We start from the raw sequence: 25,669 nt of genomic DNA, 5'->3' as shown, positions 1-25,669 counted from the left end.
GGAAACAACAGGGAGGATTGCCATGACGTCGACCGCGCAGGAACTGCATCCGGCCCCCGTGCTGGAGCCCGGCAGGACGATCCTCGAGCTGCAGGGTCTGGAAAAGCGGTATCCCGGCACGCATGCGCTGAAGCCTGTGACCCTGGCCTTCAAGGCGGGAGAGATCCACGCCATCGTCGGCGAGAACGGTGCCGGCAAATCGACCCTGATCAAACTTCTGACCGGCGTCATCCCGCGCACCTCCGGAGAGGTTGTGTGGGAAGGCAAGCCGGCTGCCCTGGCGACGCCGCACGAAGCCATGGCGCTCGGCATCAACGCCGTGCACCAGGAAGTCGTGCTCTGCCGCCACCTGACCGTCGCCGCCAACATGTTCCTCGGCGAGGAGAACTCGCGCTTCGGCATCCTCCAGCAACGAGCCATGGTCAGGGAAGCGCAGAAGATCATCGACGGTCTCGGCTTCGACCTGCCGGCGCATGTCGTGCTCGGCGATCTCACCATCGGCCAGCAGCAGCTGATCGCCGCCGCCCGAGCCACCGTGCGCGGCACCAAATTCCTGATTTTCGACGAGCCGACCGCCTACCTCACCCGCAAAGAGGCCGACCAGCTGTTCACGCTGATCCGCCGCCTGAAGGGTGAAGGCGTCACCATCATCTACATCAGCCATCGCATGGAGGAGGTGTTCGAGCTCGCCGACCGCGTCTCGGTGCTGCGTGACGGCACGCTGGTCGGCACCCGCAACATCGCCGAGACCAATGAGCCGGAGCTGGTCAAGCTGATGATCAACCGCTCGATCGAGCAGATCTATCACAAGGAGCATTTCACGCCGGGCGCCGTCATCGCCGAGGCGCGGAACCTGTCCGGCAAGGGTTTCGAGAATGTCTCTCTGTCGGTGCGCGCGGGCGAGATCGTCGGGCTCTACGGCCTGATCGGAGCCGGCCGCAGCGAATTCGTCACCACCCTCTACGGCCGCCACCGCAAATCGGCCGGCCAGGTGTTGTGGGAAGGCAAGGAGGTGCAGGTCAACTCCGAGCACGACGCCATCAAGCTCGGCATGGCGCTGGCACCGGAAAGCCGCCGCGACCAGGGCCTGTGCCTCAACCTGCCGGTTGCATTGAATCTCAACCTGCCGATCTACAAGCGCATATCGAAAAATCTGCTGATCTCGTCTGCGCAGGAGAAGGCCGAGGCGGACCGGCAGATCGCCGACCTCAGGATCAAGACGCCGACGCGCGGCGCGCTGGCCTCCAGCCTGTCGGGCGGCAACCAGCAGAAGATCGTCATCGGCAAGTGGCTGGCGCACGGCGCCAAACTGTTCATCTTCGACGAGCCGACGGTCGGCGTCGATGTAGGCACCAAGGCCGAGATCTACCGGCTGTTCAGTGTGCTGTTGTCCAAGGGCGCGGGCATCATCCTGATCTCGTCCTATCTGCCTGAGGTCTACGAACTGGCTGACACGCTGCATGTGTTCAGGCGCGGCAAGCTGGTGGCCACGCATGGTTTCCGCACCGCCGATCACGAGGACATTCTGAGCCAGGCCCTGGCCGAGAAACAAGAAAAGACGGGAGGACAGACATGAGCACCGAGGCGATCCCTGCCGAAAAGCCGAGGCGCAACTACAATGCCCTGTTCGGGCTGACGCTGCTTGGCCTGCTGCTTCTGATGTGGGTCATCCTGGCGGTCGCCACGCCGTCCTTCGCTTCGGCGCTCAATATCACCAACCTGCTGCGCCAGGGTTCTCTGATCGCCATCCTGGCCGTCGGCCAGACCTTCGTCATCATCACCGGCGGCATCGACCTTTCCGTCGGCGCCATCGTCGGCTTCGCCACCGTCATCGTCGCGCTGCTGATCAATGCCGGCTGGCCGGTCTGGATCGCGGTTCTGGCGACGCTGCTGGTGGGGGTCGCCATCGGCCTGTTCCACGGTTTCGGCATCGTCAGGATGGGCCTGCCGCCCTTCATCATCACGCTGGCGACCATGACCTCGCTGCGCGGCATCGGTCTCCTGATGACCAATGGCAATTCGATATCGATCAACAGCGACGCGTTCCAGGCGTTTTCGCGCGGCTCGCTGCTGGGGATCCCCTATCTGTTCTGGATGGTAATCGTGGTTGCCCTGCCCTCCTACGTCTTCCTGCACCACACGCGATGGGGACGCTATCTCTTCTCCGTCGGCTCGAACGCGGAAGCCGCGCGCCTCTCCGGCGTCAACGTGCCGCGCACGATCTACATGGCCTATGTGCTGTCCGGCCTGTGCGCGGCTTTCGTCGGCGTGCTGCTCGCGTCCCGCATCGGCATCGGCAATCCGACGCAGGGCGACACCTACGAGCTGCAAGCCATCGCCTCGTCGGTGATCGGCGGCACGTCGTTGTTCGGCGCTATCGGTTCGGTGCACGGGCCGCTGATCGGCTCGTTCATCCTCTCCACCATCAACAACGGCGCCAACCTGCTCAACGTCAACACGTTCTGGCAGCGCGTCATCACCGGCATGTTGATCATCGTCATCGTCTACTTCGACGGCCTGCGCCGCCGAGGTGGCAAGTAAAATCGATCGCCGGCCGGGTCGAAAATCGGCCGACGATTCCATGAACCGACTGGATTGAAGCATGAAAGCCGTTGTCTGCCGTTCGCCCGGCGACCTTGTCGTGGAAGACCGTCCCGCGGCTGGCTCGCCGCCTCCCGGCTGGGCGCTGGTGGCGGTCAGCCATGTCGGCATCTGCGGCACCGACTACCACATCTTCGAGGGCAAGCATCCCTTCCTCGCCTACCCCCGCATCATGGGCCATGAAGTGTCGGGGACCATCGTCGAGGCGGGCGAAGGCGTTGGTCTTGCCACGGGCGAGCCGGTCATCATCAATCCCTATCTGGCGTGCGGCAAATGCATCGCCTGCCGGCACGGTAAACCCAATTGCTGTGTCCGGATCGAAGTGCTCGGCGTGCATCGCGACGGCGCCATGTGCGAACAGATCCTTATCCCGGAACAAAACCTCTATCCAGCCAACGGCCTGTCGTTGGCCGATGCCGCGGCCGTCGAGTTCCTGGCCATCGGCGCCCATGCGGTGCGGCGCTCGCGTGCCGATCCCGGCGCACGGACGCTCGTCATCGGCGCCGGACCGATCGGGCTCGGCACCGCCATCTTCGCCCGCATCGCCGGGCTCGACGTGACGCTGCTCGACATGAGCAGCGAAAGGCTCGGCTTCGCCGCCAATGAACTCGGCTTCAAGACCCTCGACGGGTCGCGCGGCGCGGCATCCGATCTGGTCAGCGAAGCGACATCAGGCGAAGGCTTCGACGTGGTCTTCGACGCCACCGGGAACACCGGCTCGGTGCAGTCGGCCTTCGCTCATGTCGCGCATGGCGGGACATTGGTGCTGGTCAGCGTCGTGAAGGACGACATCGCCTTTTCCGACCCCGAGTTCCACAAGCGCGAGATGACGCTTGTCGGCAGCCGCAATGCCTTGAGGGCCGACTTTGACCACGTCGCCGCTTCGATCCGCGATGGCGCCGTGCCGCTGGCCAAGCTCGTCACCCACCGCACCACGCTTGCCGACACGCCACGTGATCTCGCCCGCTGGGCGCATGAGAAATCCGGCCTGATCAAGGCCGTGATCGAGGTGGGGGCATAAGCTGGCAGATCGTGAACCCGGCCCGTATTGACCACGCCCCGCGCAGGGCGACCCCCAAACCGCCAAGCCGCTGACAACCGAGCTGGTCTGGTACCAGCGTTAGTATAAGGCCGACAGGCCCTACAGCGCCGACAGTTTCAGCTCCACCCGCTCCGCCGGGAAGCGCGCCTCGGCGAATTGGATCGGCCGGCCGTCCGTCGTCATGTTGACGGCCATCGTGACCAGCACGATGCCGCCCGGCTGCAGATCGAGGTCGGCAAGGTCGGAAGCATCGGCGTGACGCGCCGACAGCACCGTCGATTGCCTGAGATAATCGTCTATGCCGAAACGCTTGAGCGATGCGGTGATCGACCCGGTCTCGGCCATGGCCACATCGATGCCGGCGAAGCGCCTGGCGTCGAACCAGCCGGAAGCGCGCGACACCGGCTTCCCATCGGCCTCGCCGCGCGTCTCCAGGCGAATCACATCCGATCCCCTGGCAACGCCCAGGGCTTCGGCGACGCGCCGGCTGGCGGGCTCGACCGATGAGGCCAGCAGCACGATATGCCGCTCCGACGCCTGGCCCTGCAAGCCGGTTGAAAATCGCGTGCGCGCGCCGATCGGATAGGACAGCCGCTTGCGCGACAGCACGAAAGTGCCGCGCCCCTGCTCGGCCCGCAGTACCCCGTCTTGCACGAGCGCCGCGATGGCGCTGCGCACCGTGTGACGGTTGACGCCATAGCGCTCGGCCAGCGCCACCTCCGGCGGCAGCGCGGCATTCTCGGCAAAATCGCCGGCAGCGATCGATTGCAGGATTCGGTCGGCGATCTGGCGCCACAACGAGACGCCGCTGCGCCGCTCGATACCGTCAGCCACGTGTTTTCCGTTCACGGTTTCGCCCCTGGCCGGCCCCTGTCACGCACCCGTCATGGACTCGCGTTAGGTAATGGATATAATTCGTATGGTTGTCTATATCAATAGACAAATTAGAAGCAAGGATGTTGCTGATGCGAGGACAGGAAGCGCGCGACCAGGCCGAACGCAAGGCGGCCATGGCAACCCTGGCGCAGTCCAGCGGCGACGACATCGTTCGCCTCTGGAACGAATCCGGCCTGCCTGCCGAGGCCGAACTGCTGCGCGGTCCCGAGACCGGCCTGGTTACCATGCGCGGCCGCATCGGCGGCGGCGGCGCGCCGTTCAATGTCGGCGAGGCTACCGTGACCCGTGCCACCGTGCGCCTGACGTCCGGACAGGTCGGCCATTGCTATGCGCTCGGCCGCGACAAGCAGAAGGCGAAGCTGGCGGCCATCGCGGACGCGCTGTGGCAGGACCCCGCTCATCGACAGACGGTCGAAACGGGCCTTCTCGGGCCGCTGCGGGCTGCCTTGACCACGGCACGAGAAAAGCGCCGCGCCGAAACGGCGGCAACAAAGGTGGATTTCTTCACCATGGTTCGCGGAGAAGATTGATGGATATCGCAGCGCAATCGATCGAGGGCGGGTTCGCCGATCCGGTGTTCAACGCCCAGACGGTGTTTCGCGCCGTCATGGACGCAATGGCGCGGCCGGGCAGCGTGCAATCCTTGCCGGCCCTGGCCCGCCCGCCGGCGCCGCTTTCGGCGATATCGGGCGCGGTTGCGCTGGCATTGTGCGACAACGACACGCCGCTCTGGCTGGACCCGGCCCTGCACGCCTCGGCAGCGGTCATGTCCTGGCTCGGCTTTCACAGCGGCGCGCCGCTGGCCAACACCCCGGCCGACGCGCATTTCGCCTTTGTGGCCTCGCCGGCCGAGATGATGGCACTCGACGGTTTCTCGCAAGGCACGCAGGACTATCCCGACCGCTCGACAACATTGATCCTGCAGGTCGGCGATCTCACGTCAGGCACGCCGCTGCTGCTCGAAGGTCCTGGCATCGAGAAGACGGCGACGATCGCGCCGGCCCGCATGCCGCGTCATTTCATCGAGCAGTGGAAGCAGAACATCAACCGCTTTCCGCGCGGCGTCGACATCATCCTGGCGGCACATGACAGCCTCGCCTGCCTGCCGCGTACGACACGCATCAAGACGACGGAGGCCTAGCGATGTATGTTGCGGTAAAAGGCGGCGAAGCCGCGATCGCCAACGCCCACAGCCTGCTCGCTGACCGTCGGCGCGGTGACCGCTCGGTACCGGCACTGCGCCTCGACCAGATCGTCGAACAGCTGGCGCTCGGCGTCGACCGGGTGATGAGCGAAGGCTCGCTTTACGATCGCGAACTCGCCGCACTCGCTATCGTGCAGGCGCGCGGCGACATGATCGAGGCGATCTTCCTGGTGCGGGCCTACCGCACCACGCTGCCGCGCTTTGGCTATACAAATGCCATCGACACCGCCACCATGCTGGTCGAACGCCGCGTTTCGGCGACCTACAAGGACCTGCCCGGCGGCCAGTTGCTTGGGCCCACCTTCGACTACACGCACCGGCTGCTCGATCCCGAGCTTGCCGCCGGCGCCGATGTCGCCGCGCCCTTGCGGCGCGAGACGGAAGCGCAGGCAATGCCGCGCGTCTCGGCGATCCTCGCTCGCGATGGGCTGATCGAGCCGGACGGAGACATGCCGCAGGACCATGTCCCCGGCGACATCACCCGCGAGCCGCAGGAGTTCCCGATGGCTCGCGACATCCGCCTGCAGGCGCTGTCGCGCGGCGACGAGGGCTTCCTGCTGGCGCTCGGCTATTCCACGCAGCGCGGCTATGCCCGCAACCATCCCTTCGTCGGCGAGATCCGCATCGGCGAGGTCGAGCTGGAGCTCGACGTGCCCGAACTGCCTTTCGCGGTGCCGCTCGGTACCGCGCGCGTTACCGAATGCCAGATGGTCAATCAGTTCAAGGGCTCGGCCAAGGCGCCACCGCAATTCACACGCGGCTACGGGCTGGTCTTCGGCCAGAGCGAGCGCAAGGCGATGGCCATGGCACTCTGCGACCGCGCTCTTCGTGCAAGCGAACTCGGCGAGGACATTGTCGCCGCCGCCCAGGACGAGGAATTCGTCATCTCGCACTCCGACAACGTCCAGGCGACCGGCTTCGTCGAACATCTGAAGCTGCCGCATTATGTCGACTTCCAGGCCGAACTCGACCTCGTGCGCCGCATGCGCGCCGAGTACGACGCCCGCGAAAATCCCGGCAAGATTGAAGAGAAGAAAGAGGCCGCGGAATGAGCGCGCAACCGACCGACATCGCCAGCTACAACTTCGCTTATCTCGACGAACAGACCAAGCGGATGATCCGCCGCGCGATCCTCAAGGGCATCGCCATTCCCGGCTATCAGGTGCCGTTCGCCTCGCGCGAAATGCCGATGCCCTATGGCTGGGGCACCGGCGGCGTCCAGGTTACCGCTTCGATCATCGGCCCCGACGATGTGCTGAAGGTCATCGACCAGGGCGCCGACGACACCACCAATGCGGTCTCGATCCGCGCCTTTTTCAAGAAGGTCGCCAATGTGGCGGTTACGACCGATACCGCCAGCGCCAGCATCATCCAGACCCGCCACCGCATTCCCGAATATCCACTCGCCGCAGGCCAGGTGCTGGTCTACCAGGTACCGATCCCCGAGCCCCTGCGCTTTCTCGAGCCACGCGAGACCGAAACGCGCAAAATGCATGCGCTGGAGGAATACGGCCTCATGCATGTGAAGCTCTATGAGGACATCGCCAAGCACGGCCGCATCGCCACCACCTATGCCTATCCGGTGAAGGTCGAGGGCCGCTATGTGATGGACCCGTCTCCGACGCCGAAATTCGACAATCCCAAGATGCACCGCTCGCCGGCTTTGCAGCTGTTCGGCGCCGGCCGCGAGAAGCGCATCTACGCGCTGCCCCCCTTTACTGATGTGGTCAGCCTCGACTTCGAGGATCATCCGTTCGAGGTGCAGACCTTCGACCAGCCCTGCGCGTTGTGCGGCGCCGAGAACGTTTATCTCGACGAGGTCATCCTCGATGATCACGGCGGCCACATGTTCGTCTGCTCCGACACCGACCACTGCGAGAAGCGGCGCAGCACCCCTACCTCCCCCTTGTGGGGAGGTCGCGCCGAAGGCGCGGGTGGGGGTAGCGACCCATCGGCAGCCCCCACCCCGGCGCTGCGCGCCGACCCTCCCCACAAGGGGGAGGGTAAGGAGATACAATGACCGACGAACCCTTGCTACGCGTTTCGGCGCTCTCGAAATTCTACGGCTCGCGCGTCGGCTGCGACAACGTCACCTTCGATCTGTGGCCGGGCGAAGTCCTGGCTGTCGTGGGCGAATCCGGCTCCGGCAAGACGACATTGCTCAACTGCCTGTCGACGCGGCTGCTGCCCTCATCCGGCACCGCCAGCTACCGCATGCGCGACGGCCAGTTCCGCGAACTCTACCGCATGAGCGAGGCCGAGCGCCGCTTCCTGATGCGCACCGACTGGGGCTTTGTCCACCAGAATCCGGCCGACGGCCTGCGCATGACGGTGTCGGCCGGTGCCAATGTCGGCGAGCGGCTGATGGCGGTGGGCGACCGCCACTACGGCAAGATCCGCGCCACCGCCGTCGACTGGCTGTCGCGCGTCGAGATCGAGGAAGACCGCATCGACGACGAGCCGCGCGCCTTTTCCGGCGGCATGCGCCAGCGCCTGCAGATTGCCCGCAACCTCGTCACCGGCCCGCGGCTGGTGTTCATGGATGAACCGACAGGCGGCCTCGACGTCTCGGTGCAGGCGCGCCTGCTCGATCTCTTGCGCGGCCTCGTCACCGATCTCGGCCTCGCCGCCATCGTCGTCACCCACGACCTCGCGGTGGCGCGGCTTTTGTCCCAGCGCATGATGGTGATGAAAGACGGCCGCGTCGTCGAAAGCGGCCTCACCGACCGTGTGCTCGACGACCCGCGCGCGCCGTACACGCAATTGCTTGTTTCCTCGATTCTGCAGGTTTGACGATGGCGCCAAGTCACCCCCCTCTGTCCTGCCCGCAAACGAATAACGATTGGAGTACCTTCTGATGCCGACGCCTCTCGTTGTCTCCGATCTCGCCAAGAGCTTCACCATGCATCTGCGCGACGGCATCAAACTGCCTGTCGTCGCCGGTGTCTCCTTCTCGATCCGCGCCGGTGAATGCACCGTGCTCGGCGGCCCGTCCGGGGCCGGCAAGAGCTCGATCCTGAAGATGCTCTACGGCAATTACGCCGTCGACGAAGGCCAGATCATCGTCACGCACGAAGACGGGCTCATCGATCTCGCCAGCGCCAGCCCGCGCACCGTGCTTGCCGTGCGCCGCCAGACCATCGGCTATGTCAGCCAGTTCCTGCGCACCGTGCCCCGCGTATCGGCGCTCGACGTCGTCGCTGAGCCGCTCGTAGAGCGCGGCGAGGATCGCGAAGCAGCAAGAAGCAAGGCGCGCGCCCTGCTGGCGCAGCTTAATCTGCCGGAAAAACTCTGGGCATTGCCGCCGGCGACCTTCTCCGGCGGCGAGCAGCAGCGCGTCAACATCGCGCGCGGCTTCATCACCGGGCACCCGATCCTGCTGCTCGACGAGCCGACAGCTTCGCTCGATGCCAGGAACCGCGAGGTGGTGATCGAACTCATCGCCGCCAAGAAGGCGGCAGGCGTCGCCCTGCTCGGCATCTTCCACGACTATGATGTGCGCGAAGCGGTGGCCGACCGCATCATCGACGTCACCGCCTTCGCCCCGGGAAAGCTCGCCGCATGAGCAGGAAATTGTCGGAGACGCCGCTGGTCCACCCGACGGCGGACGTGGAGAATTCGACGCTTGGCCGGTGGACCGAAATCGCCGACCGCTGTCGGGTTTCGGAAAGCGAACTCGGCGACTATTCCTACATGATGCAGGACTGCGCCGTCTGGTGTGCGACGATCGGCAAATTCTCCAACATCGCGGCAAGCGTGCGCATCAACGCCACCAACCACCCGACCTGGCGACCGACGCTGCACCACTTCACCTACCGCGCATCGGACTATTGGGACGATGCCGAACACGAGAGCGAATTTTTCGCTGAGCGCCGCGCCAGGCGCGTCACAATCGGCCACGACACATGGCTTGGCCATGGCTCGACAGTCCTGCCCGGCATCACCGTCGGCGATGGCGCCGCCGTCGGCGCCGGAGCGGTGGTATCGAAGGATGTCGCTCCCTACACCATCGTCGCCGGCGTGCCGGCAAAGCCGATCCGCGAGCGCTTCGACCGCCGCACCGCCGAGCGCTACCAGGCGCTTGCCTGGTGGGATTGGGACCATGCGAGGCTGCGCGCCGCACTCGACGATTTCCGTCAGCTCGAGGCCGAAGCTTTCCTGGAAAAATACGGTGGATGACGGTGGTGAATGGAATAGGGCTGCTCACTATTCGCATCCCTTACATAGAGTTCGGGCAGGGGGCTGTCTTCTCGAGCCGCCTGCCTTCCGCAGCTTCAGGGACATGGAGCATTTCGAGGAACTGATGGTCCTGGCCTGATCGCGCACGACACGGCTGTGGGTGGTAACAAAACTGACATCAATCCGACACCGCAGGTTCATGGCGCTGCGCTAGCGAGGGTCAACAGGACCTTCAACCGCGACTGGACGGGAACGCACCATGTCAGCCACGCTCGAAATCCGCGGCGTCACCCGACGATTTGGCAAGAACACCGCCGTTAACGATGTCAGCATCTCGATCCCGCAGGGTCAGATGGTCGGCGTCATCGGCCGTTCCGGCGCCGGCAAGTCGACCCTTCTGCGTATGATCAACCGCCTCATCGATCCCAGCCATGGATCGATTTTCTTCGACGGAGCCGAGGTCTCGCAATTGCGCGGTTCGCCGCTCAGGCGCTGGCAGCGCGACTGCGCCATGATCTTCCAGCAATTCAACCTTGTGCCGCGCCTCGACGTGCTGACCAATGTGCTGCTCGGCCGGCTGAACCATCGTCCGACCCTGTCGAACCTTTTCGGCATGTTCTCGCGGACCGAGTGTGCGCAGGCGGTCGCCGCCCTCGAGCGGCTCGATATCGCCCGTACCGCGCTGCAGCCCGCAGGCACCTTGTCGGGCGGCCAGCAGCAGCGTGTCGCCATTGCCCGCGCCATGATGCAGCAGCCCCGGGTGATCCTGGCCGACGAGCCGATCGCTTCGCTCGACCCGCTCAATGCCAAGGTGGTGATGGATTCGCTGCAGGACATCAATTTGCGCGAGGGCATCACCGTGGTCACCAACCTGCACACGCTGGACACCGCCCGCACCTATTGCAACCGCATCATCGGCATGGCCGCGGGCAAGGTCGTGTTCGACGGGCCGCCGGAGGAGCTTAACCGCGAGGCCGTCCGTCTCGTCTATGGCGCCGACAGCAATGGCGGCGAGATATCCGAGGCCATCACCTCGACCAGCGTTGCCTTCAAGCAAAAGATCGCCGCATCCGCCGGACCGCTCGAACCCGCATTCCCGGGTTACTGAGAGCGACCTGGATCGCCAGCCCGCGTCAGGGCACCCGTCAAAATCACCAACGCCGCCGGCGCGGGGCCGGAACCTACAGGAGAGAAATCAGATGTTCAGGAAAATGGTTTTCAGCGCCGTTTCGGTGCTTGCAATGGCCACCGGCGCGGCGCATGCCGCCGATATGAAGGAATTCCGCGTCGGCATCCTCGGCGGCGAGAACGAAACCGACCGGCTGCGCAACTACCAGTGCCTGGCCGATCACCTGAAGGCTGAATTCGGCTTCGAGAAGGTCTCGCTGTTCCCGGCCGCCGACTATGACGGCGTCATCCAGGGCCTGCTCGGCGGCACGCTCGACTTTGCCGAACTCGGCGCTTCCGGCTATGCCAGCGTCGTCCTCAAGGATCCCAAGGCGGTAACCCCGATCCTCACCACCCAGCAGACCGACGGCGCGACCGGCTACTATTCGATCGGCCTGGCGCTGAAGTCCTCCGGCATCACCGACATCAAGTCGGCCAAGGGCAAGAAGCTCGGTTACGCCGATCCGGATTCGACCTCCGGCTACCTGATCCCGCTGACGCAGATTCCGAAGGACACGGGCGCGTCGAACGAGACCTTCTTCGCCTCGACCCAGTTCAATGGCGGCCATGAGAACAATGTGCTCGCCGTGCGAGACGGCAAGGTCGACGTGGCCGTGGACGATTCCTCCGGCATCGGCGACTTCAAGGACGGCTACACCTCCGGCACCTTCCACAAGGAAGTCGCCAAGGGCGCCGTCGACCCCAACGACTTCGTCGAGGTCTGGCGCTCGGGCCTGATCCCGAACGGTCCGCTGGTCGTGCGCACGGCGCTCGGCGACGAGATGACGGCCAAGCTGGCGGCCTTCTTCACCGACCTGCCCAAGAAGGACAAGGCTTGCTTCGAAGGCGTCGAAGGCGGTGATTTTACCGGCTACGTTCCGGTGAAGGCGGATTTCTATAACGTCATCGTCGAAGCCCGTAAGGCAGCCATCGGCGGCTAAAGGCAGAAGTCAGGAAGGGCGGCGTCGAGAAAACGCCGCCCTTCTTGCATCTCCGACCATGACCCTTTCCCTGACAGCTCCTTCCGGCGCCACGCACCAGATGGCCGACGCCTGGCGTCGCCAGACCTCCTTGCGCCGGCTCTACACCGCCATCGGCGTCGGCCTGCTGTTGGTCGCACTCGGCGGCACCATGTGGTTCGCCGACGATGCCAATGCCGGACACTTCTTCGACCGGCTTCCGCACATACTGGATTTCCTGAGCTGGCTCGTTCCCAAGGACTGGAACGATGTCTGGCGGGCGCTGTTCGACATCGCCTCCCCGCATGACACCGGCACGCAGGAATTCAACTTTCCGCTCGGCCGCGCCTATGTCTGGGGCGGCTTCTACATCCCCGAATATTTCGAGCTGATGCTGACCACGCTTAACGTGGCGCTGGTCTCGACATTTATCGGTTTCGTCTTCGCCGTGCCGTTCTCCTTCATCGCGGCGCGCAACCTGACGCCGCATCCGCTGCTGCGGCTTGTCGTCAAGCGCTTCATGGAACTGCTGCGGGCTTTTCCCGAGATCGTCATCGCCGGCCTGTTCGCGGCCATCGTCTCGATAGGTCCGATCGCCGCCATCATCGCCATCGGTCTGCATTCGATCGGCGCGTTGGGCAAGCTGTTCTATGAGATCAACGAGAACATCGACATGCGCGCCGAGGAAGGCCTGCGGGCCGTCGGCGCCAACTGGTTCGAACGGGTACGCTTTGCCGGCCTGCCGCAGGTGCTGCCCAATTTCATGTCCTATACGCTGCTCAGGATCGAGATCAACGTGCGCATCTCCACCATCATGGGCGCGGTCGGCGGCGGCGGCATCGGCGAGGAGCTGAAGCTGTCGATCTCGCGCGGCTTCGGCGCCAAGACGATAGCCTTGGTGCTGCTCCTGTTCACGACCATCTTCATCGTCGACCAGTTCTCCGCCTGGCTGCGCCGCAAGCTGGTCGGCGAACAGGCCTTTGTGATGAGCGCCTGATCATGACCGCCGCCGAAATCCAGTCGATCGAGGAACGCTTCCCGCAAGTGTTCCGCCGGCCGTTCCACAAGCGTTTCGGGCCGCTGCTGCTGCTTGGCGGCATCTTGCTCTACCTGCTCTACGCGCTGTGGTTCTTCAATCTGCCGCAAGTGCTGCGGGAATCGCATTGGGAGCGGCTGCCGCTGTTCCTGACCCAGTGGATCAGTTACGACGTGCAGCCGATCTTCCGCCTCGACGAGCCGCAGATAACGGCCAAATACCCCCGCTTTTCTGTACTCGGCCCCAATCCCCACCCGGATTGGGTCAAGACCAACGCCGACGGTTCGGTGACGGTCCTGATCGACGGCACGGCGAAGTCGGTCACCTTCGACAAGGCACGAGCAACGATCGTCGCCGCTGGGACGAGCGTGGCGGTGGCGCTGGACAGCGGCAAGCCGCTGGTCTCGGGACCTGTTCCCGACTGGGTCACCGTGCATGAGGATGAGGTCGTCGCCGACATGGGCTTCGCCGGCGAGGTCCGCGTCGCCCCCGATCGCGTCAGGATCCGCAAGCGCTTTCTCGGCTGGGCGAACTTCGTCTTCGACACACGCTCGCCCTTCTTCGGAAAATCCGCCGGCGAGGTGGTGTCACTGATCACGTCGGGCCCCGAGCTGAAAGCGGGCACCTCCAATCTGGCGCTCGCCGGCAACAACATCTGGAACAATGCGCAGTGGCAGCATGGCGATGTCTGGACAAAGCTGTTGCAGACCATCGTCATGGCCTTTCTCGGCACCGCGCTCGGCGGCATCGTCGCCTTCCCGCTCGCCTTCTTCGCCGCCCGCAACATCACCCCCAACCGGCTGGTAAACCAGCTGCTCAAGCGCTTCTTCGACTTCATGCGCTCCATCGATATGCTGATCTGGGCACTGTTCTTCACGCGCGCCTTCGGACCGGGTCCGCTGGCCGGCAGCGCCGCGATCTTCTTCACCGAGATCGGCACGCTCGGCAAAACCTATTCCGAGGCGCTGGAGAACATCGATGACAAGCCGCGCGAAGGTGTTGTGTCGACAGGCGCCAACCGTCTTCTGGTGCAGCGCTACGGCGTACTGCCGGAAGTGGTGCCGGTGTTCATCAGCCAGACGCTCTATCAGTGGGAATCCAACACCAGGGGCGCAACCATTATTGGCGCCGTCGGCGCCGGCGGCATCGGTCTGAAACTGTGGGAAGCGATGCGCACCAATTCGAACTGGGCCAACGTCTTCTACATGGTGCTGCTGACGCTGGTCGTGGTCTTCATCTTCGACAACATTTCCAATTTCCTGCGCCGCAGGCTGAGCCGGACGATTCACGACTACAACAGGTTGCAGGCCGAGCAGGGCTAACCTTGTGACGCATAAGCACGGGCATCGTATGGTGCCGCGCCAAGGATCGACCCCCACTCCGTCGAGCTGCGCTCGACACCTCTCCCCCGATCGACGGGGGAGAGGAATGGCGCCAGGCCGTCCTGGCTGACGCCTGTCGCCCTAGGCCGAGGCTTCTTTCTATCCGCCAAAGGTCGCCGACGCAGGTCTTGTTCGCGTCACTATCGCCCGACCAAGGCACCTAGGCGGCCTTCTTCCACCCGTTCTTGATATGCTTATATCCATCCCGATAAACCGCTTCCGGGCTCTCGGAAAAATCGCGCCACACCTTGGTCGCCGCCGCGAGATCCTTCAGCGAACGTCCAAACGCCTCGATCGTCAGCCAGTCGTCGTAGCCGCTCTTGCGGATGGCCGAGAATGTTTCCTTCCAGGGGATGTTGCCGCGCCCCGGCACGCCGCGATCGTTCTCCGATATATGGATATGCACGACATTCCTGCGATGCTTCGTATAGGCGCCGATCGGGTCTGCCTCCTCGATATTGGCGTGGAAGGTGTCGTACATCGCCTTGATGTGCGGCCGGTCGATGGCATCGATATGCTCCGACAGGTCGGCCATCGTGTTGAGGAGATAGCATTCGAAGCGGTTGAGCGCCTCGAGCCCGATGGTGACGTTCCGCTTGCCGGCATGATCGCCGATGGCGCGCTGCGAGGCGACGGAGCGTTTCTTCTCGGCCGCGGTCGGGCCGGACCCGGAAAAGGCGCCGAGCGTCGAATGCAAGGGGCCGCTCAGCGTTCTGGCGCCGAGGGCATCTGCGCAATCGATCGCCCATTTCATGTAGTCGACACCGGCCTTGCGCGTTGCCGCATCGGCCGAGATCAGGTTCATCGCCGGATCGCCCATCGCTGAAACGGCGGTCCGTTCAAGCCCTATGCGATCGAGCAGCTCGCCGAGTTTTCTGTAGTCGTCCGGCATACCGGCAAAGATCGGTATCTCGACGCCGTCGAAGCCGGTGGCCTTGATGTCGCGAAGCAATGGCTCGTGCTTCTTCGATACGGCCGTCGTCCACAAGAACATGCACATGCCGATTTTCATCGACGCCCCTCCCCAAAATGATCCCCCGCGAGGTCAATTTAAAGTTTCGTCCACGCTCCATTCTTCTTCGACGATTTCACGCAGGCCTCGATGAAGGCCATGCCCTCCACGCCGTCCTGAATGGTCGGGAACACGACGTCCTTGGCAGGTTTGCCGCCCTTGCGCCGCGCGGCGCGGATGGCGCGTGCGGCCTCCTGGTAGATGTTGGCGAAGCCTTCGAGATAGCCTTCGGGATGACCGGAGGGAACGCGGCTGACACGGCCCGCCACCGGCAGCGCGCCGGCGCCGTTGCGGGTGATCAGCTGCTTGGGCTGGCCGAACGGCGTATACCAGAGATAGTTCGGGTCGGCCTGCACCCATTCCAGCCCACCCTTCGAGCCATAGATGCGCAGCTTCAGCCCGTTCTCATGGCCGGGCGCCACCTGGCTTGCCCAGATCATGCCTTTTGCCGCATGCGTCTTGCCGACCGGCTTGAAGCGCAGCATCACGTTGACATTGTCGTCGAGCTGCCGTCCCGGCACGAAGGCGTCGAGATCGGCCGACAGAGTGTCGAGTTCCAGCCCGGAGACAAAGCGCGCAAGATTGTAGGCATGCGTGCCGATGTCGCCGAGCGCGCCGCCGGCGCCGGCCTGCTTGGGGTCGGAACGCCACGCCGCCTGTTTTTGACCGGTGGCGGCAAGGTCCTCCGTCAGCCAGTCCTGCGGATATTCCGACTGCACGATGCGGATGTCGCCGAGCACGCCCTTGGCCACCATCTCGCGCGCTTGGCGGATCATCGGATAGGCGGTGTAATTGTGGGTCAGCACGAACACCTTGCCGGTCTTCTCGACGATCGCCGCGAGCTTCTTTGCCTCGGCCAGCGTCGTCGCCAGCGGCTTGTCGCAGATGACATGGATGCCGGCTTCAAGAAACGCCCTGGCCGCCGGCACATGCACATTGTTCGGAGTGACGATGGCCACCGCCTCGATGCCATCCGGGCGCTTGGCCTCGGCCTTGGCCATCTCGGCATAGGACGTGTAGCTGCGCGAAGGGTCGAGCCCGAGCTCGGCGGCAGAGGCCTTGGCGCGCGCCGGATCGGACGACAGCGCGCCGGCGACCAGCACGAACTCATTGTCCATGCGCGCCGCGATCCGGTGCACCGCGCCGATGAAAGCGCCTTGCCCGCCACCGACCATGCCATAGCGGATCGGGCCGCCTCCCGTTTCCGACTTCGATGCACCGACCATGTCGTCTCCCTCGTGTCTGAGATACCTCCCCCTCGAGGGAGAGGGAAAACCCGCGCTAGATTCCCATCATGGCGCGCAGCACCTTCTTATCCGTGGCACCGCCGGCGAAATCGTCGAACGCCTTCTCCGTCACCCGGATGATGTGGTGCTGGATGAAGGGCGCGCCTTCGGCCGCGCCATCTTCCGGATGCTTCAGGCAGCACTCCCACTCCAGCACCGCCCAGGAATCATAATTGTACTGCGTCAGCTTGGAGAAGATGCCGCCGAAATCCACTTGTCCGTCGCCGAGCGAGCGGAAGCGGCCGGCGCGGTTCGTCCAGCTCTGGTAGCCGGAATAAACGCCTTGCCGCCCGGTCGGATTGAACTCGGCGTCCTTGACGTGGAAGGCCTTGATGCGCTCGTGGTAGATGTCGATGAATTCGAGATAGTCGAGCTGCTGCAACAGGAAGTGCGACGGATCGTAATTGATGTTGCACCGCTTGTGGCCGCCGACCGCGTCGAGGAACATCTCGAACGTCGCCCCGTCGAACACATCCTCGCCGGGATGGATTTCGTAGCCGACGTCGACGCCATTGTCCTCATAGACATCGAGGATCGGCTTCCAGCGCTTGCCTAGTTCTGCGAACGCCTCTTCGATCAATCCGGCCGGCCGCTGTGGCCAGGGATAGAGGTAGGGGAAAGCCAGAGCGCCGCTGAAGCTCACCGAGACGTCGAGCCCGAGATTGCGCGACGCCTTGGCCCCGAACTGCATCTGTTCGACCGCCCATTGTTGCCGCGCTTTGGGGTTGTTGTGCACCGAAGCCGGCGCAAAGCCGTCGAATTGCGCGTCATAGGCCGGATGCACCGCCACCAATTGCCCCTGCAGATGCGTCGATAGTTCGGTGATCTCGACGCCGGCGTCGGCACAGATGCCCTTCACCTCGTCGCAATAGGCCTTGGAAGACGCAGCCTTCTGGAGGTCGAACAAGCGCGCGTCCCAGGTCGGGATCTGCACGCCTTTATAGCCGAGGCCGGCCGCCCATTTTGTGATCGATGCAAGCGAATTGAACGGCGCTGCATCGCCCGCGAACTGCGCCAGGAACAGTCCAGGGCCCTTCATCGTCGTCGGCATCGGCATCCTCCCTCATTGTTCGCGACCGAGCATAGCGCCGATTGAAGACAGGGCCAGCCACTTTGGTCTGTTCTCAACGGTCACTTGCATGCATTGTCATTCTGGTATTACCAAACGTGGCGATTTGGTCAAGCCTTGCCACTCACATTCAGAGCCCTCCACCGTGCCACGGGAGGGCAGCATAGTCCAATATAATCAATGGAGTAATCCAGACATCAAGTTGCCATCGCACAGTTCTTGCCGCGCGTGGGAAATTGCTGTAGACCTCGTGTTGGGCCCAATTGGTCGAACCAGTTTGCGAAGAAATGCTGGAACGCCTTGGGGAGGAACCGTCCGTCACATCCGGTGACGGCATGTTGCAGGCGAACCATTAGGGACGATCCGGGAAGGACAGACCATGCATCTTTCGACGCACAACTGGATGCGCGCGGAACCGTTGGAGACGACGCTCAAGCGCATCAAGAAATTCGGCTATGAGTCGATCGAGATTTCCGGCGAGCCCGACCAATACAAGACCAAGGAGACGCGCGCGCTCCTGAAGGAGCACGGCATACGCTGCTGGGGCGCCGTGACCTTGATGCTGGGCGAACGCAACCTTGCCGCCCGGGACCAGGGCCAGCGCGAGCGCTCCGTGCAATACGTCAAGGACGTGTTGACCATGGTCAGCGAACTCGACGGCGAGATCATCACGCTGGTTCCCGCGACCGTCGGCAAGGTCGTGCCGGACGGCACCGAGGAAGAGGAATGGAAGTGGGTGGTCGATGCCACCAGGGAGTGCTTCACCCACGCCAAGAAGGTCGGCGTCAAGATCGCGGTCGAGCCGCTCAACCGTTTCGAGACCTACCTGTTCAATCGCGGCGCCCAGGCCTTGGCGCTGGCCGACGCTGTCAGCCCGGAATGTGGCGTCTGCCTGGACGCCTACCACATCCATATGGAGGAATTTAACGTCTACGACGCGATCCGTAAGGTCGGAAAGCGCCTGTTCGACTTCCATGTCGCCGACAACAACCGCTTCGCCGCAGGCCTTGGCCAGATCGACTGGCCGAAGATCGTGGCGACCTTGCGGGAGGTCGGCTATGACGGGGCGCTGACCAACGAGTTCGTCGCGCCTGTCGACCGCACACCGGCCGCGCCCTACCCCGACATGGTCGAACGCCACCCGGTCGACATCTCGCCCGAGCAGCTCAAATTCATCCAGGATCACGGCTCCAGCGTGCTGACGGAAAAGTTCTACACCGACCAGATGCGGATCACTGCCGAAACGTTGCTGCCGCTGATCAAGTAGCCGATCCGATTGGGAATGAGCCCTCCCGCCATCCGGCGGCAGGGCCGGGGAAGACCATGCGCATCAAAAGCGTCCAGGCCTGGTGGATTCGCATACCGATCGAGGCGGCCAAGCAGCACCGCAGCGATTTCGGTCAGGTGACGACCTTCGACGCCGCCATCCTGCGCATCGAAACCGATGACGGGCTGGTCGGCTGGGGCGAAGGCAAGAACGCCGCCGGCAGCGCCGGCAGCTATGGTGCGCTCGTCCATATGCTGAACCGCGAGGTCGGGCCGCAGCTCGTCGGCCGCGATCCGGCCGATATCGGCATCATCTGGGAAATGCTCTACAACGGCGTGCGCCACGACAGCGCGGCGCGCGCCGGCCATGCCATGCCGCAGCTGGCGCGGCGCGGCATGAGCGTGGCCGCCATCAGCGCCGTCGACATCGCGCTCTGGGACATACTGGGCAAATCGCTCGGGCAGCCGGTCTGGCGGCTGATCGGTGGGCGCAAGCTCGATCGCATGCCAGCCTACGCCTCGGGTGGCTGGGCGTCCGCCGACGCGATCGGCGACCAGCTCAAATCCTATGTCGCCAAGGGCGGCTTCAAGGCGCTGAAGATGCGCATCGGCGCCATGGATGGCGCCGCGCATGTGTCGGCCGCTCGCGTTCGCGCCGCCCGTGAGGCGCTCGGCCCCGACGTCGAGTTGATGGTCGACGCCCATGGCACCTATACGGTGGCGGAGGCCAAGCGTTTCATCCATCTCGCCGGCGATCTCGACCTTGCCTGGTTCGAGGAGCCGGTGATCGCCGACGACAAGTCCGGCCTTGCCGAAGTCCGTGCCTCCGGCGCCATACCGATCGCCACCGGGGAAAGCGATGCGACCCGCTATGCCTTCCGCGACCTCGCCGTGCTCAAGGCCGCCGACATCTTCCAGCCCGATCCCGCCTTCTGCGGCGGCATCAGCGAGGCCATGAAGATCGGAACCATCGCCAGTGCCTTCAACCTGCGCTTTGCGCCGCATCTATGGGCCGGCGCGCCCTGCTTCTTCGCCGGGCTGCATGTCTGCGCCGCCTCGCCGTCGAGCTTCACCGTCGAATATTCGCTCGGTGCCAATCCGATGATCCACGACCTTGTCGAAGAGACTGTCGAAGCCAGGGACGGTATGATAGCGATCCCCGAAAAACCCGGATTGGGATTCACCATTTCGGAGCGATTCCTGGAGGCGCACGCGCAACGCAATTGACGATGAAAGAAAACAACCTTCTCGCGGAGCTTGCCGCCTATCTGTTCTCCCATTCCGACAAGGAGACGGGCCGAACCCCGTCGGAACGCGAACTGGCGGAGCATTTCGGCGTCAGCCGCGGCCAGATCCGCGAAGCGCTGGCCATTCTCGAGGCCATGCGCATCGTCGAGCGCAGGGCCAAGTCCGGCATCTATATCGACACCAAGCAGGCCAGCGTCGAGGCGCTGGCGCTGTTCGCGCGCGCCGGCCTGCCGCTCGATCCCTTGCAGATCTACGAGACGGTCGAATTGCGCAAGATCCATGAGATCAAGGCGGCCGAACTTGCATGCTCGCGTGCCACCGAGGAGAATTTCGAACGGCTGCGCGAGATCCTGAAGGCCTCGGAAGAACGCATCGCGGCAGGCGAAGGCCTCGCCAAGGAGGACCGCGAATTCCATCTCGAGATCGTGCGCGCCACCAAGAATGGCGTCTTCCACAACATCTGCAGCGTTTACTATTTGATGGGCGAGCAGCGCCTACCGATCTACTTCAACGATCCGGAGCGCAGCGTGCGCTCGCATGCCGAACACATCCAGATATACGAGGCGCTGCTGCGGCGCGACGGCAATCTCGCCCAGGCGCTGATGAGCGCCCACCTGCAGGGCGCGGAAAGCTACTGGAAGGGGCTGATCGAAGGCCTCGGGGCGGCGCCGCAAAACCCGACGCTCGAACAGGCCTGACGGGGATGACGCGCATCCTGTCGACGCACAGACTGCATCCGCGCGCCGCGGCCATGCTGGCGGGGGCGGGTGAGCTTGTCGTCGCCTCGGCCATCGATCCGGGCACGCTGGCCGCCGAGGCGAGGAATGCCGACATCGTCATTGTGCGCGCGCCCCTGCCGCCCCTGCTGTTCGAGGGTGCCACCAGGTTGCGGGCAGCGATCCGCCATGGCGCCGGGCTCGACATGATCCCGATGGAAGCAGCGACCGCGGCAGGTGTGCTGGTCGCCAACGTGCCGGCGGTCAACGCACGCTCGGTGGCCGAGCATGTGATGTTTGCAGCCCTCGCCCTGCTTCGGCAGTTTCGTGTCGTCGACCGCGACCTGCGCGCCAAGGGCTGGCTTGCCGGTCGCGAGCACGCCAATTCCAACATCGAGCTCGCCGGCAAGACGATCGGCATCGTCGGTCTCGGCGCCGTCGGACAGGCCGTTGGCCATATCGCCGCGCATGGGTTCGACCTGAAAGTGGTCGCAACGACCCGCAGCATGCAGCCGGCGCCGGACAAGGTCGGCTTCCTGTCGATCGACGCGCTGGTCGAGCAGAGCGACATCATCGTCCTGTGCTGTCCGCTGACGCCGGAAACGCGCGGCCTGATCAGCCGCGAACGCATATCGCGCATGAAACCCAACGCGCTGCTGATCAACGTGTCGCGCGGGCCCGTCGTCGATGACGACGCGCTGATCGAGGCCTTGCGGGAGCGCCGCATCGGCGGTGCCGCGCTCGACGTGTTCTCGACGCAGCCGCTGCCACCGGATCATCCCTATTTCAGCTTCGACAATGTCGTCATCACCCCGCACATGGCCGGCATCACCGAGGAATCGATGATGCGCATGGGCGTTGGCGCGGCCGGCGAGGCCCTGCTGGTCCTGGCAGGCAAATTGCCGGTCAATCTGCGCAACCCGGAAGTGGTCGGGCATTATCGGCGACGGTTTCCCGCCGACAGCTAGACCATCGCCGTTTCGCCCCAATTCTTCGCGACGCTGGAGCCATGTCCGTTCTCCGCCTCGCATTCCTGTGCCTTGCCACCACTTCAGCGGGCCTGCTGCCCTCGCTCGCCGCGGCCGAAAGCAGCTATGTCTATTGCGACAACGGGCTGCGCTGCTTCAAGGCTCCCTGCCCATCGAACAGCGTGCTCGACCTCGCCACCGGCAAGATCATCAAAGGCGTGTCGATCGACACCGGCGGATTGCCGACGAAGGACAAGGCGATGGTCGAGGCGTCGGATGCGCTCTCTGCCGGCAAGATTGTCGTCAGGGGATCGATCGAGCGACGCACCCAGACCATCACCGGCAAGCAATACAGCCTGCCGTGGCTGATCGCGACGGCCGTCGAGCGCGCCGCCAAGGACAGCGAACGCAAGCACTGCTCTTCACACTGACATTCGGTTCAGTCCCGATCAGCCGCCCAGCAATCTCTCCACTTCAGCGGCGATGCTCAGCAGACGGCGGTCGTGGCCGTGGCGCGCCACCAGCATCAAGCCGGCCGGCAGCGCCATGCCTGGTATCGGCAGCGAGATCGCGCAGAGATCGAACTGGTTGGCCACCTGCGTGTTGCGCAGCAGCAGGCCCTCCGTGCGATCGCGCAGACCGGCATCTTGCGCCAGGGAGACGATGGTCGGCGCTGTCACCGGCGTGGTTGGCAGGGCCAGCACATCGACCGACGTCAGCCGCTCATCCATGGCGGCGGCCAGCACGGCACGGCGACGCAGTGCCCTGATGTAAACCGGGGTCGGCAGCATTGCCGCCCGCGACAAGGGTCCGCTCACATGCGGGTCAACCGGCACCGGAGAGCCCGCCGCCAGCCAGTCTGCATGCACTTCGGCCCCTTCCATCGCGGCGATCGAACCGCGTTTTGTGACCGCGCGAAGGTCGGCGATCAGGTCGTCGATCGACAGGTCCGCGACCCGTGCGCCGGCCTGCTCGATCTTGCCGAGGCAGCGCTCGAACGCTGCTGCCACCGCGCCTTCAGTCTCTCCGAAAAGCACGCCGCGCGGGAGACCGATGCGCAGCCCCGCAAGGGCGAGTGGCGCAGGCAGCGCCAAGTCCTCGCCCGCCATCACCGCATCGGCTGCGGCGCATTGCGCCACGGTGCGGGCGAGCGGGCCGACCGAGTCCAGCGTGGCCGACAGTGGAAAGGCGCCTGTGAGCGGCACCCGCCGCGCCGTCGGCTTGAAGCCGACGACGCCGTTAAGTGCCGCCGGAATACGGATCGATCCGCCAGTGTCGGAACCGATGGAGATTTCGCTCGTCCCCTCGCCGACGGAAACGCCGGCGCCGGAGGAAGAGCCGCCGGGAATGCGGTCGGCATCGGTCGCGTTGCCAGGCGTGCCATAGTGCTGGTTGTCGCCGATGGCGGTAAAGGCGAACTCGGTCATGTTGGTCTTGCCGATGATCACCGCGCCGGCTTGCCGCAGCCGGCGCACAATCATGGCGTCGCCAATTGCCGGCGCAGCATCCTTGAGCAGCAGTGATCCGGCCGTGGTCGCCTCGCCGCAGACATCGAACAGGTCCTTGATCGAAATGATCGTTCCGTCGAGCGGTCCGAGCCTCACGCCGGCCCTCCGCCGCGCGTCGGCGGCATCGGCTGCGGCTCGCGCGGCTTCGATATAGAGTTTCGTGAACACACGTTCTTCACCGGCACGGGCGGCGAGACGCGCAAGGGTAGTTTCCAGGTGATCGCGGACGGATTGCATCTTCGGTGTCGGACTCCGGACCTCTGGGACGTCTTAAGCTTAGCAGCCGGCGCGTGGCGTGCCGAGACTTAACCCGGCGCGGGCGGTTTTGCACCCCTGGCGGACGCAAGGAAGAGAACGATGCTCTACAAAGGCAGCTGTCATTGCGGCAAGGTCGCCTTCGAGTTCGAGGCGGAACTGACCGGAGCCGTGCGGTGCAATTGCTCGATCTGCTCGCGCAAGGGCGCCTTGCTGTGCGCCGTTCCGCATCAGGCGCTGCGGGTGCTGGCCTGGAGCGACGAGATCGGCACCTACACATTCGGCAACTGCGCCATCGCGCACCGCTTCTGTCGCACCTGCGGCATCCATCCTTTCGCCGAGGATGTGCGCGAGGGGAGTGAACGCAGCGCCTACATCAACGTCAACTGTGTCACCGATGTCGATCCGTCCGCCTTGTCGATCTTCGACTTCGATGGGCGTTCAGCCTGAGTTTCGCCGGCAGCCTGCCGCGTCTGCCTGTCAGCGACGCCGCCATCGCAAAGGCAACGGCCCGAGAACCATGATGGTTCTCGGGCCGTTGCGCAAGTCAGGGATGCTTGTCGGGAGAGCCTACTCGGCGCGTTTTGGGCCGAGCAGAAACACCACGACTGCCGCCAGCAAAGTCGCCACGCCGCAATAGGCGAAGGCACTGGCGACGCCGGCATGATCGACCAGCAGGCCGCCAAAGACGGCGCCGAGCGCAATCGCCACCTGGAAGGTGGAGACCATCAGGCCGCCGGCGCTCTCGGCTTGATCGGGCGCGGCCCGCACCAGCCATGTCTGCAGCCCGACCGGCACCGCGCCGAAGGCAAAGCCCCAGGCCGCCACGGCGGCGGCGGCGATCGCCGGCGAGGCGCCGAAGACCAGCATCAAGGCGGCGGCCACTGCGATCAGCAGGGGTGCCAGCGCGACGGCGGCCTTGAGATTGCGTTCGGCCAGGATGCCGCCGGCGATATTGCCGAAGAAGCCGCCTATGCCATAGGCCAGGAGCACCAGCGAGATTGTCTCGATGCCGAGCATCGGGATCTTCTCGAGGAAGGGGCGCACATAGGTGAAGCCGGCAAAGTGCCCCGAAGCGACCAGCAGCACGACCAGCAGCGCCACCCTGATCGACGGGCGCTCCAGCACCTCGAGCAAGGTGCGGAAACTTGCCACGCCCATCGGCGGCAGTTTCGGAATGGTGGCCACCTGCACCAACAACGCCAGCGCGGCGACGACCGTGGCGATCATGAAAGCCGTGCGCCAGCCCCAGATATCACCGACATAGGCGCCGACAGGGGCGGCGGTGACGGTGGCCAGCGAAACGCCGGTCAGGATGATCGACATGGCGCGTGGCATCAACCGCATCGGCACCAGCCGCAACGCCATGGCCGCCGACATCGCCCAGAAGCCGCCCAGCGCAACGCCGAGCACGACGCGGGCAAGCAGAAGCATGGGCAGCGATGAGGCAAAGGCGGCCAAAAGGTTCGAGGCGATCAGAAACGCGGTCAGCATCCACATCACCAGCCTGCGATCCATGCGCCGTGTCATGATCGCCATCGTGGGAGCGGCAATGGCGCCGACGATCGCCGTCGCGGTGACCGCTTGTCCCGCAACGCCTTCGCTGACGCCGAGATCGCTCGCCATCGGCGTCAACAGGCTGGCGGGCAGGAATTCCGCCGTAACGAGACCGAAAACACCAAGCGCCAGCGAGACGACGGCGCCCCATGCCGGCTCGGTTCGTTCCTCCTGATCGACAGTGTTCAATAGGGCGGCGTCGACGACGCCCGTCGCGGGTTCGGCCATGGTCAGTCTCCGATGAAGTTGCAGCGCAACATTTGGCTGCACTGCAACATAGGGAGTGACGGCCTGGAGTTTCCATGCTAGAAACACCA

25 protein-coding genes and 1 pseudogene are annotated in these 25,669 nt (G+C 64.5%); 20 read left to right on the top strand and 6 right to left on the bottom strand.

What is annotated here, in order from left to right; genetic code table 11:
- Positions 1–22 precede the first annotated feature (22 nt).
- From FJ490_RS23275 to FJ490_RS23265, 3 genes are all read left to right on the top strand, one after another.
- Positions 23–1,576 (top strand): sugar ABC transporter ATP-binding protein, encoded by a 1,554-nt coding sequence (locus FJ490_RS23275; protein ID WP_140500305.1) that lies wholly within the window; start codon positions 23–25, stop codon positions 1,574–1,576.
- On the top strand, positions 1,573–2,541 hold the full coding sequence (locus FJ490_RS23270) for an ABC transporter permease (RefSeq protein WP_140729254.1): 969 nt from the start codon (positions 1,573–1,575) through the stop codon (positions 2,539–2,541). Before FJ490_RS23275 ends, FJ490_RS23270 begins: the two co-directional genes overlap by 4 nt.
- 61 nt (positions 2,542–2,602) lie before the next feature.
- Entirely contained in the window at positions 2,603–3,622 is a 1,020-nt protein-coding gene (locus tag FJ490_RS23265) for a zinc-binding alcohol dehydrogenase family protein (RefSeq protein ID WP_140522564.1), read from the top strand.
- 120 nt (positions 3,623–3,742) lie between these two features.
- Here the strand turns inward: FJ490_RS23265 and phnF are convergent, their stop codons facing one another.
- A complete protein-coding gene (phnF, locus tag FJ490_RS23260) occupies positions 3,743–4,492 on the bottom strand; it encodes a phosphonate metabolism transcriptional regulator PhnF (protein WP_140500311.1) in 750 nt (249 codons plus the stop codon).
- Positions 4,493–4,608: 116 nt separating this feature from the next.
- Between phnF and phnG the strand changes: the two genes are divergently transcribed.
- The 11 genes and pseudogenes from phnG to phnE (FJ490_RS23205) all read left to right on the top strand — a co-directional run bounded on the left by phnG (position 4,609) and on the right by phnE (FJ490_RS23205) (position 14,407).
- Entirely contained in the window at positions 4,609–5,070 is a 462-nt protein-coding gene (phnG, locus tag FJ490_RS23255; protein WP_140729255.1) for a phosphonate C-P lyase system protein PhnG, read from the top strand.
- Positions 5,070–5,681 carry a phosphonate C-P lyase system protein PhnH gene (phnH, locus tag FJ490_RS23250; protein WP_140685821.1) on the top strand — a complete coding sequence of 204 codons (612 nt, stop codon included), beginning with the start codon at positions 5,070–5,072 and terminating at the stop codon, positions 5,679–5,681. The genes phnG and phnH overlap by 1 nt, the downstream gene beginning before the upstream one ends.
- A gap of 2 nt (positions 5,682–5,683) precedes the next feature.
- Positions 5,684–6,796: a carbon-phosphorus lyase complex subunit PhnI gene (locus tag FJ490_RS23245; protein WP_140729256.1), complete on the top strand. Its 1,113-nt coding sequence runs from the start codon at positions 5,684–5,686 to the stop codon at positions 6,794–6,796.
- Positions 6,793–7,632 (top strand): annotated as a pseudogene (locus FJ490_RS23240) (alpha-D-ribose 1-methylphosphonate 5-phosphate C-P-lyase PhnJ); the annotation flags it as partial. The gene FJ490_RS23245 and the pseudogene FJ490_RS23240, both read left to right, overlap by 4 nt.
- A gap of 128 nt (positions 7,633–7,760) precedes the next feature.
- A complete protein-coding gene (gene phnK / locus FJ490_RS23235; RefSeq protein WP_056577906.1) occupies positions 7,761–8,537 on the top strand; it encodes a phosphonate C-P lyase system protein PhnK in 777 nt (258 codons plus the stop codon).
- A gap of 64 nt (positions 8,538–8,601) precedes the next feature.
- Entirely contained in the window at positions 8,602–9,309 is a 708-nt protein-coding gene (gene phnL / locus FJ490_RS23230) for a phosphonate C-P lyase system protein PhnL (RefSeq protein ID WP_140729257.1), read from the top strand.
- The gene (locus FJ490_RS23225; protein ID WP_140500366.1) at positions 9,306–9,923 is read left to right on the top strand and encodes a DapH/DapD/GlmU-related protein; all 618 of its coding nucleotides are present in this window, start codon (positions 9,306–9,308) and stop codon (positions 9,921–9,923) included. The genes phnL and FJ490_RS23225 overlap by 4 nt, the downstream gene beginning before the upstream one ends.
- Before the next feature lie 259 nt (positions 9,924–10,182).
- Entirely contained in the window at positions 10,183–11,031 is an 849-nt protein-coding gene (gene phnC / locus FJ490_RS23220) for a phosphonate ABC transporter ATP-binding protein (protein ID WP_140500368.1), read from the top strand.
- Between the two features lie 91 nt (positions 11,032–11,122).
- Complete coding sequence (gene phnD, locus FJ490_RS23215) at positions 11,123–12,031, top strand: phosphonate ABC transporter substrate-binding protein (protein WP_140500369.1); 909 nt, start codon at positions 11,123–11,125, stop codon at positions 12,029–12,031.
- A 58-nt stretch (positions 12,032–12,089) separates the two neighbouring features.
- Positions 12,090–13,046 (top strand): phosphonate ABC transporter, permease protein PhnE, encoded by a 957-nt coding sequence (gene phnE, locus FJ490_RS23210; RefSeq protein WP_140513796.1) that lies wholly within the window; start codon positions 12,090–12,092, stop codon positions 13,044–13,046.
- A 2-nt stretch (positions 13,047–13,048) separates the two neighbouring features.
- Positions 13,049–14,407: a phosphonate ABC transporter, permease protein PhnE gene (phnE, locus tag FJ490_RS23205; protein ID WP_140513797.1), complete on the top strand. Its 1,359-nt coding sequence runs from the start codon at positions 13,049–13,051 to the stop codon at positions 14,405–14,407.
- A gap of 220 nt (positions 14,408–14,627) precedes the next feature.
- Here phnE (FJ490_RS23205) and FJ490_RS23200 read toward each other — a convergent pair whose 3' ends face one another.
- The 3 genes from FJ490_RS23200 to FJ490_RS23190 are packed head-to-tail and all read right to left on the bottom strand — an operon-like array spanning position 14,628 to position 17,816.
- Positions 14,628–15,479, bottom strand: coding sequence for a sugar phosphate isomerase/epimerase (locus FJ490_RS23200; protein WP_140676621.1), 852 nt, complete (start codon positions 15,477–15,479; stop codon positions 14,628–14,630).
- Positions 15,480–15,517: 38 nt separating this feature from the next.
- The gene (locus tag FJ490_RS23195) at positions 15,518–16,705 is read right to left on the bottom strand and encodes a Gfo/Idh/MocA family oxidoreductase (protein WP_140729258.1); all 1,188 of its coding nucleotides are present in this window, start codon (positions 16,703–16,705) and stop codon (positions 15,518–15,520) included.
- 55 nt (positions 16,706–16,760) lie between these two features.
- Complete coding sequence (locus FJ490_RS23190) at positions 16,761–17,816, bottom strand: sugar phosphate isomerase/epimerase (protein ID WP_140513799.1); 1,056 nt, start codon at positions 17,814–17,816, stop codon at positions 16,761–16,763.
- Positions 17,817–18,213: 397 nt separating this feature from the next.
- Here FJ490_RS23190 and FJ490_RS23185 point away from each other — a divergent pair, with 397 nt between their 5' ends.
- From FJ490_RS23185 to FJ490_RS23165, 5 genes are read left to right on the top strand one after another with little or no spacing between them, the layout of a single operon-like run.
- Positions 18,214–19,101, top strand: a complete 888-nt coding sequence (locus FJ490_RS23185) for a sugar phosphate isomerase/epimerase (protein ID WP_140513800.1) — start codon at positions 18,214–18,216, stop codon at positions 19,099–19,101.
- Positions 19,102–19,157: 56 nt separating this feature from the next.
- Positions 19,158–20,327, top strand: coding sequence for a mandelate racemase/muconate lactonizing enzyme family protein (locus FJ490_RS23180; RefSeq protein WP_140584110.1), 1,170 nt, complete (start codon positions 19,158–19,160; stop codon positions 20,325–20,327).
- 2 nt (positions 20,328–20,329) lie between these two features.
- The gene (locus FJ490_RS23175; RefSeq protein ID WP_140513801.1) at positions 20,330–21,046 is read left to right on the top strand and encodes a FadR/GntR family transcriptional regulator; all 717 of its coding nucleotides are present in this window, start codon (positions 20,330–20,332) and stop codon (positions 21,044–21,046) included.
- A 5-nt stretch (positions 21,047–21,051) separates the two neighbouring features.
- On the top strand, positions 21,052–22,032 hold the full coding sequence (locus FJ490_RS23170; RefSeq protein ID WP_140500385.1) for a hydroxyacid dehydrogenase: 981 nt from the start codon (positions 21,052–21,054) through the stop codon (positions 22,030–22,032).
- A gap of 41 nt (positions 22,033–22,073) precedes the next feature.
- A complete protein-coding gene (locus tag FJ490_RS23165; RefSeq protein ID WP_140500387.1) occupies positions 22,074–22,463 on the top strand; it encodes a hypothetical protein in 390 nt (129 codons plus the stop codon).
- An 18-nt stretch (positions 22,464–22,481) separates the two neighbouring features.
- Here the strand turns inward: FJ490_RS23165 and FJ490_RS23160 are convergent, their stop codons facing one another.
- Positions 22,482–23,777: an amidase gene (locus tag FJ490_RS23160; RefSeq protein ID WP_140500389.1), complete on the bottom strand. Its 1,296-nt coding sequence runs from the start codon at positions 23,775–23,777 to the stop codon at positions 22,482–22,484.
- A gap of 120 nt (positions 23,778–23,897) precedes the next feature.
- Here FJ490_RS23160 and FJ490_RS23155 point away from each other — a divergent pair, with 120 nt between their 5' ends.
- Positions 23,898–24,245, top strand: coding sequence for a GFA family protein (locus FJ490_RS23155; protein WP_140650464.1), 348 nt, complete (start codon positions 23,898–23,900; stop codon positions 24,243–24,245).
- Between the two features lie 120 nt (positions 24,246–24,365).
- On the opposite strand, the gene FJ490_RS23150 is transcribed toward FJ490_RS23155, so the two are convergent.
- Entirely contained in the window at positions 24,366–25,580 is a 1,215-nt protein-coding gene (locus FJ490_RS23150) for an MFS transporter (protein ID WP_140560222.1), read from the bottom strand.
- Positions 25,581–25,669 lie beyond the last annotated feature (89 nt).

It is taken from the genome of Mesorhizobium sp. B2-5-11, assembly GCF_006440835.1.
Taxonomy (GTDB): Bacteria; Pseudomonadota; Alphaproteobacteria; order Rhizobiales; family Rhizobiaceae; genus Mesorhizobium.
The sequence above is the reverse complement of the archived record's forward strand: the minus strand, read 5'-3'. Positions and strand labels throughout refer to the sequence as shown.

Coding starts and splice junctions, on each gene's coding strand:
- FJ490_RS23275 (WP_140500305.1), top strand. CDS start 23: ATGACGTCGACCGCGCAGGAACTGCATCCGGCCCCCGTGCTGGAGCCC.
- FJ490_RS23270 (WP_140729254.1), top strand. CDS start 1,573: ATGAGCACCGAGGCGATCCCTGCCGAAAAGCCGAGGCGCAACTACAAT.
- FJ490_RS23265 (WP_140522564.1), top strand. CDS start 2,603: ATGAAAGCCGTTGTCTGCCGTTCGCCCGGCGACCTTGTCGTGGAAGAC.
- phnG (WP_140729255.1), top strand. CDS start 4,609: ATGCGAGGACAGGAAGCGCGCGACCAGGCCGAACGCAAGGCGGCCATG.
- phnH (WP_140685821.1), top strand. CDS start 5,070: ATGGATATCGCAGCGCAATCGATCGAGGGCGGGTTCGCCGATCCGGTG.
- FJ490_RS23245 (WP_140729256.1), top strand. CDS start 5,684: ATGTATGTTGCGGTAAAAGGCGGCGAAGCCGCGATCGCCAACGCCCAC.
- phnK (WP_056577906.1), top strand. CDS start 7,761: ATGACCGACGAACCCTTGCTACGCGTTTCGGCGCTCTCGAAATTCTAC.
- phnL (WP_140729257.1), top strand. CDS start 8,602: ATGCCGACGCCTCTCGTTGTCTCCGATCTCGCCAAGAGCTTCACCATG.
- FJ490_RS23225 (WP_140500366.1), top strand. CDS start 9,306: ATGAGCAGGAAATTGTCGGAGACGCCGCTGGTCCACCCGACGGCGGAC.
- phnC (WP_140500368.1), top strand. CDS start 10,183: ATGTCAGCCACGCTCGAAATCCGCGGCGTCACCCGACGATTTGGCAAG.
- phnD (WP_140500369.1), top strand. CDS start 11,123: ATGTTCAGGAAAATGGTTTTCAGCGCCGTTTCGGTGCTTGCAATGGCC.
- phnE (WP_140513796.1), top strand. CDS start 12,090: ATGACCCTTTCCCTGACAGCTCCTTCCGGCGCCACGCACCAGATGGCC.
- phnE (WP_140513797.1), top strand. CDS start 13,049: ATGACCGCCGCCGAAATCCAGTCGATCGAGGAACGCTTCCCGCAAGTG.
- FJ490_RS23200 (WP_140676621.1), bottom strand. CDS start 15,479: ATGAAAATCGGCATGTGCATGTTCTTGTGGACGACGGCCGTATCGAAG.
- FJ490_RS23195 (WP_140729258.1), bottom strand. CDS start 16,705: ATGGTCGGTGCATCGAAGTCGGAAACGGGAGGCGGCCCGATCCGCTAT.
- FJ490_RS23190 (WP_140513799.1), bottom strand. CDS start 17,816: ATGCCGACGACGATGAAGGGCCCTGGACTGTTCCTGGCGCAGTTCGCG.
- FJ490_RS23185 (WP_140513800.1), top strand. CDS start 18,214: ATGCATCTTTCGACGCACAACTGGATGCGCGCGGAACCGTTGGAGACG.
- FJ490_RS23180 (WP_140584110.1), top strand. CDS start 19,158: ATGCGCATCAAAAGCGTCCAGGCCTGGTGGATTCGCATACCGATCGAG.
- FJ490_RS23175 (WP_140513801.1), top strand. CDS start 20,330: ATGAAAGAAAACAACCTTCTCGCGGAGCTTGCCGCCTATCTGTTCTCC.
- FJ490_RS23170 (WP_140500385.1), top strand. CDS start 21,052: ATGACGCGCATCCTGTCGACGCACAGACTGCATCCGCGCGCCGCGGCC.
- FJ490_RS23165 (WP_140500387.1), top strand. CDS start 22,074: ATGTCCGTTCTCCGCCTCGCATTCCTGTGCCTTGCCACCACTTCAGCG.
- FJ490_RS23160 (WP_140500389.1), bottom strand. CDS start 23,777: ATGCAATCCGTCCGCGATCACCTGGAAACTACCCTTGCGCGTCTCGCC.
- FJ490_RS23155 (WP_140650464.1), top strand. CDS start 23,898: ATGCTCTACAAAGGCAGCTGTCATTGCGGCAAGGTCGCCTTCGAGTTC.
- FJ490_RS23150 (WP_140560222.1), bottom strand. CDS start 25,580: ATGGCCGAACCCGCGACGGGCGTCGTCGACGCCGCCCTATTGAACACT.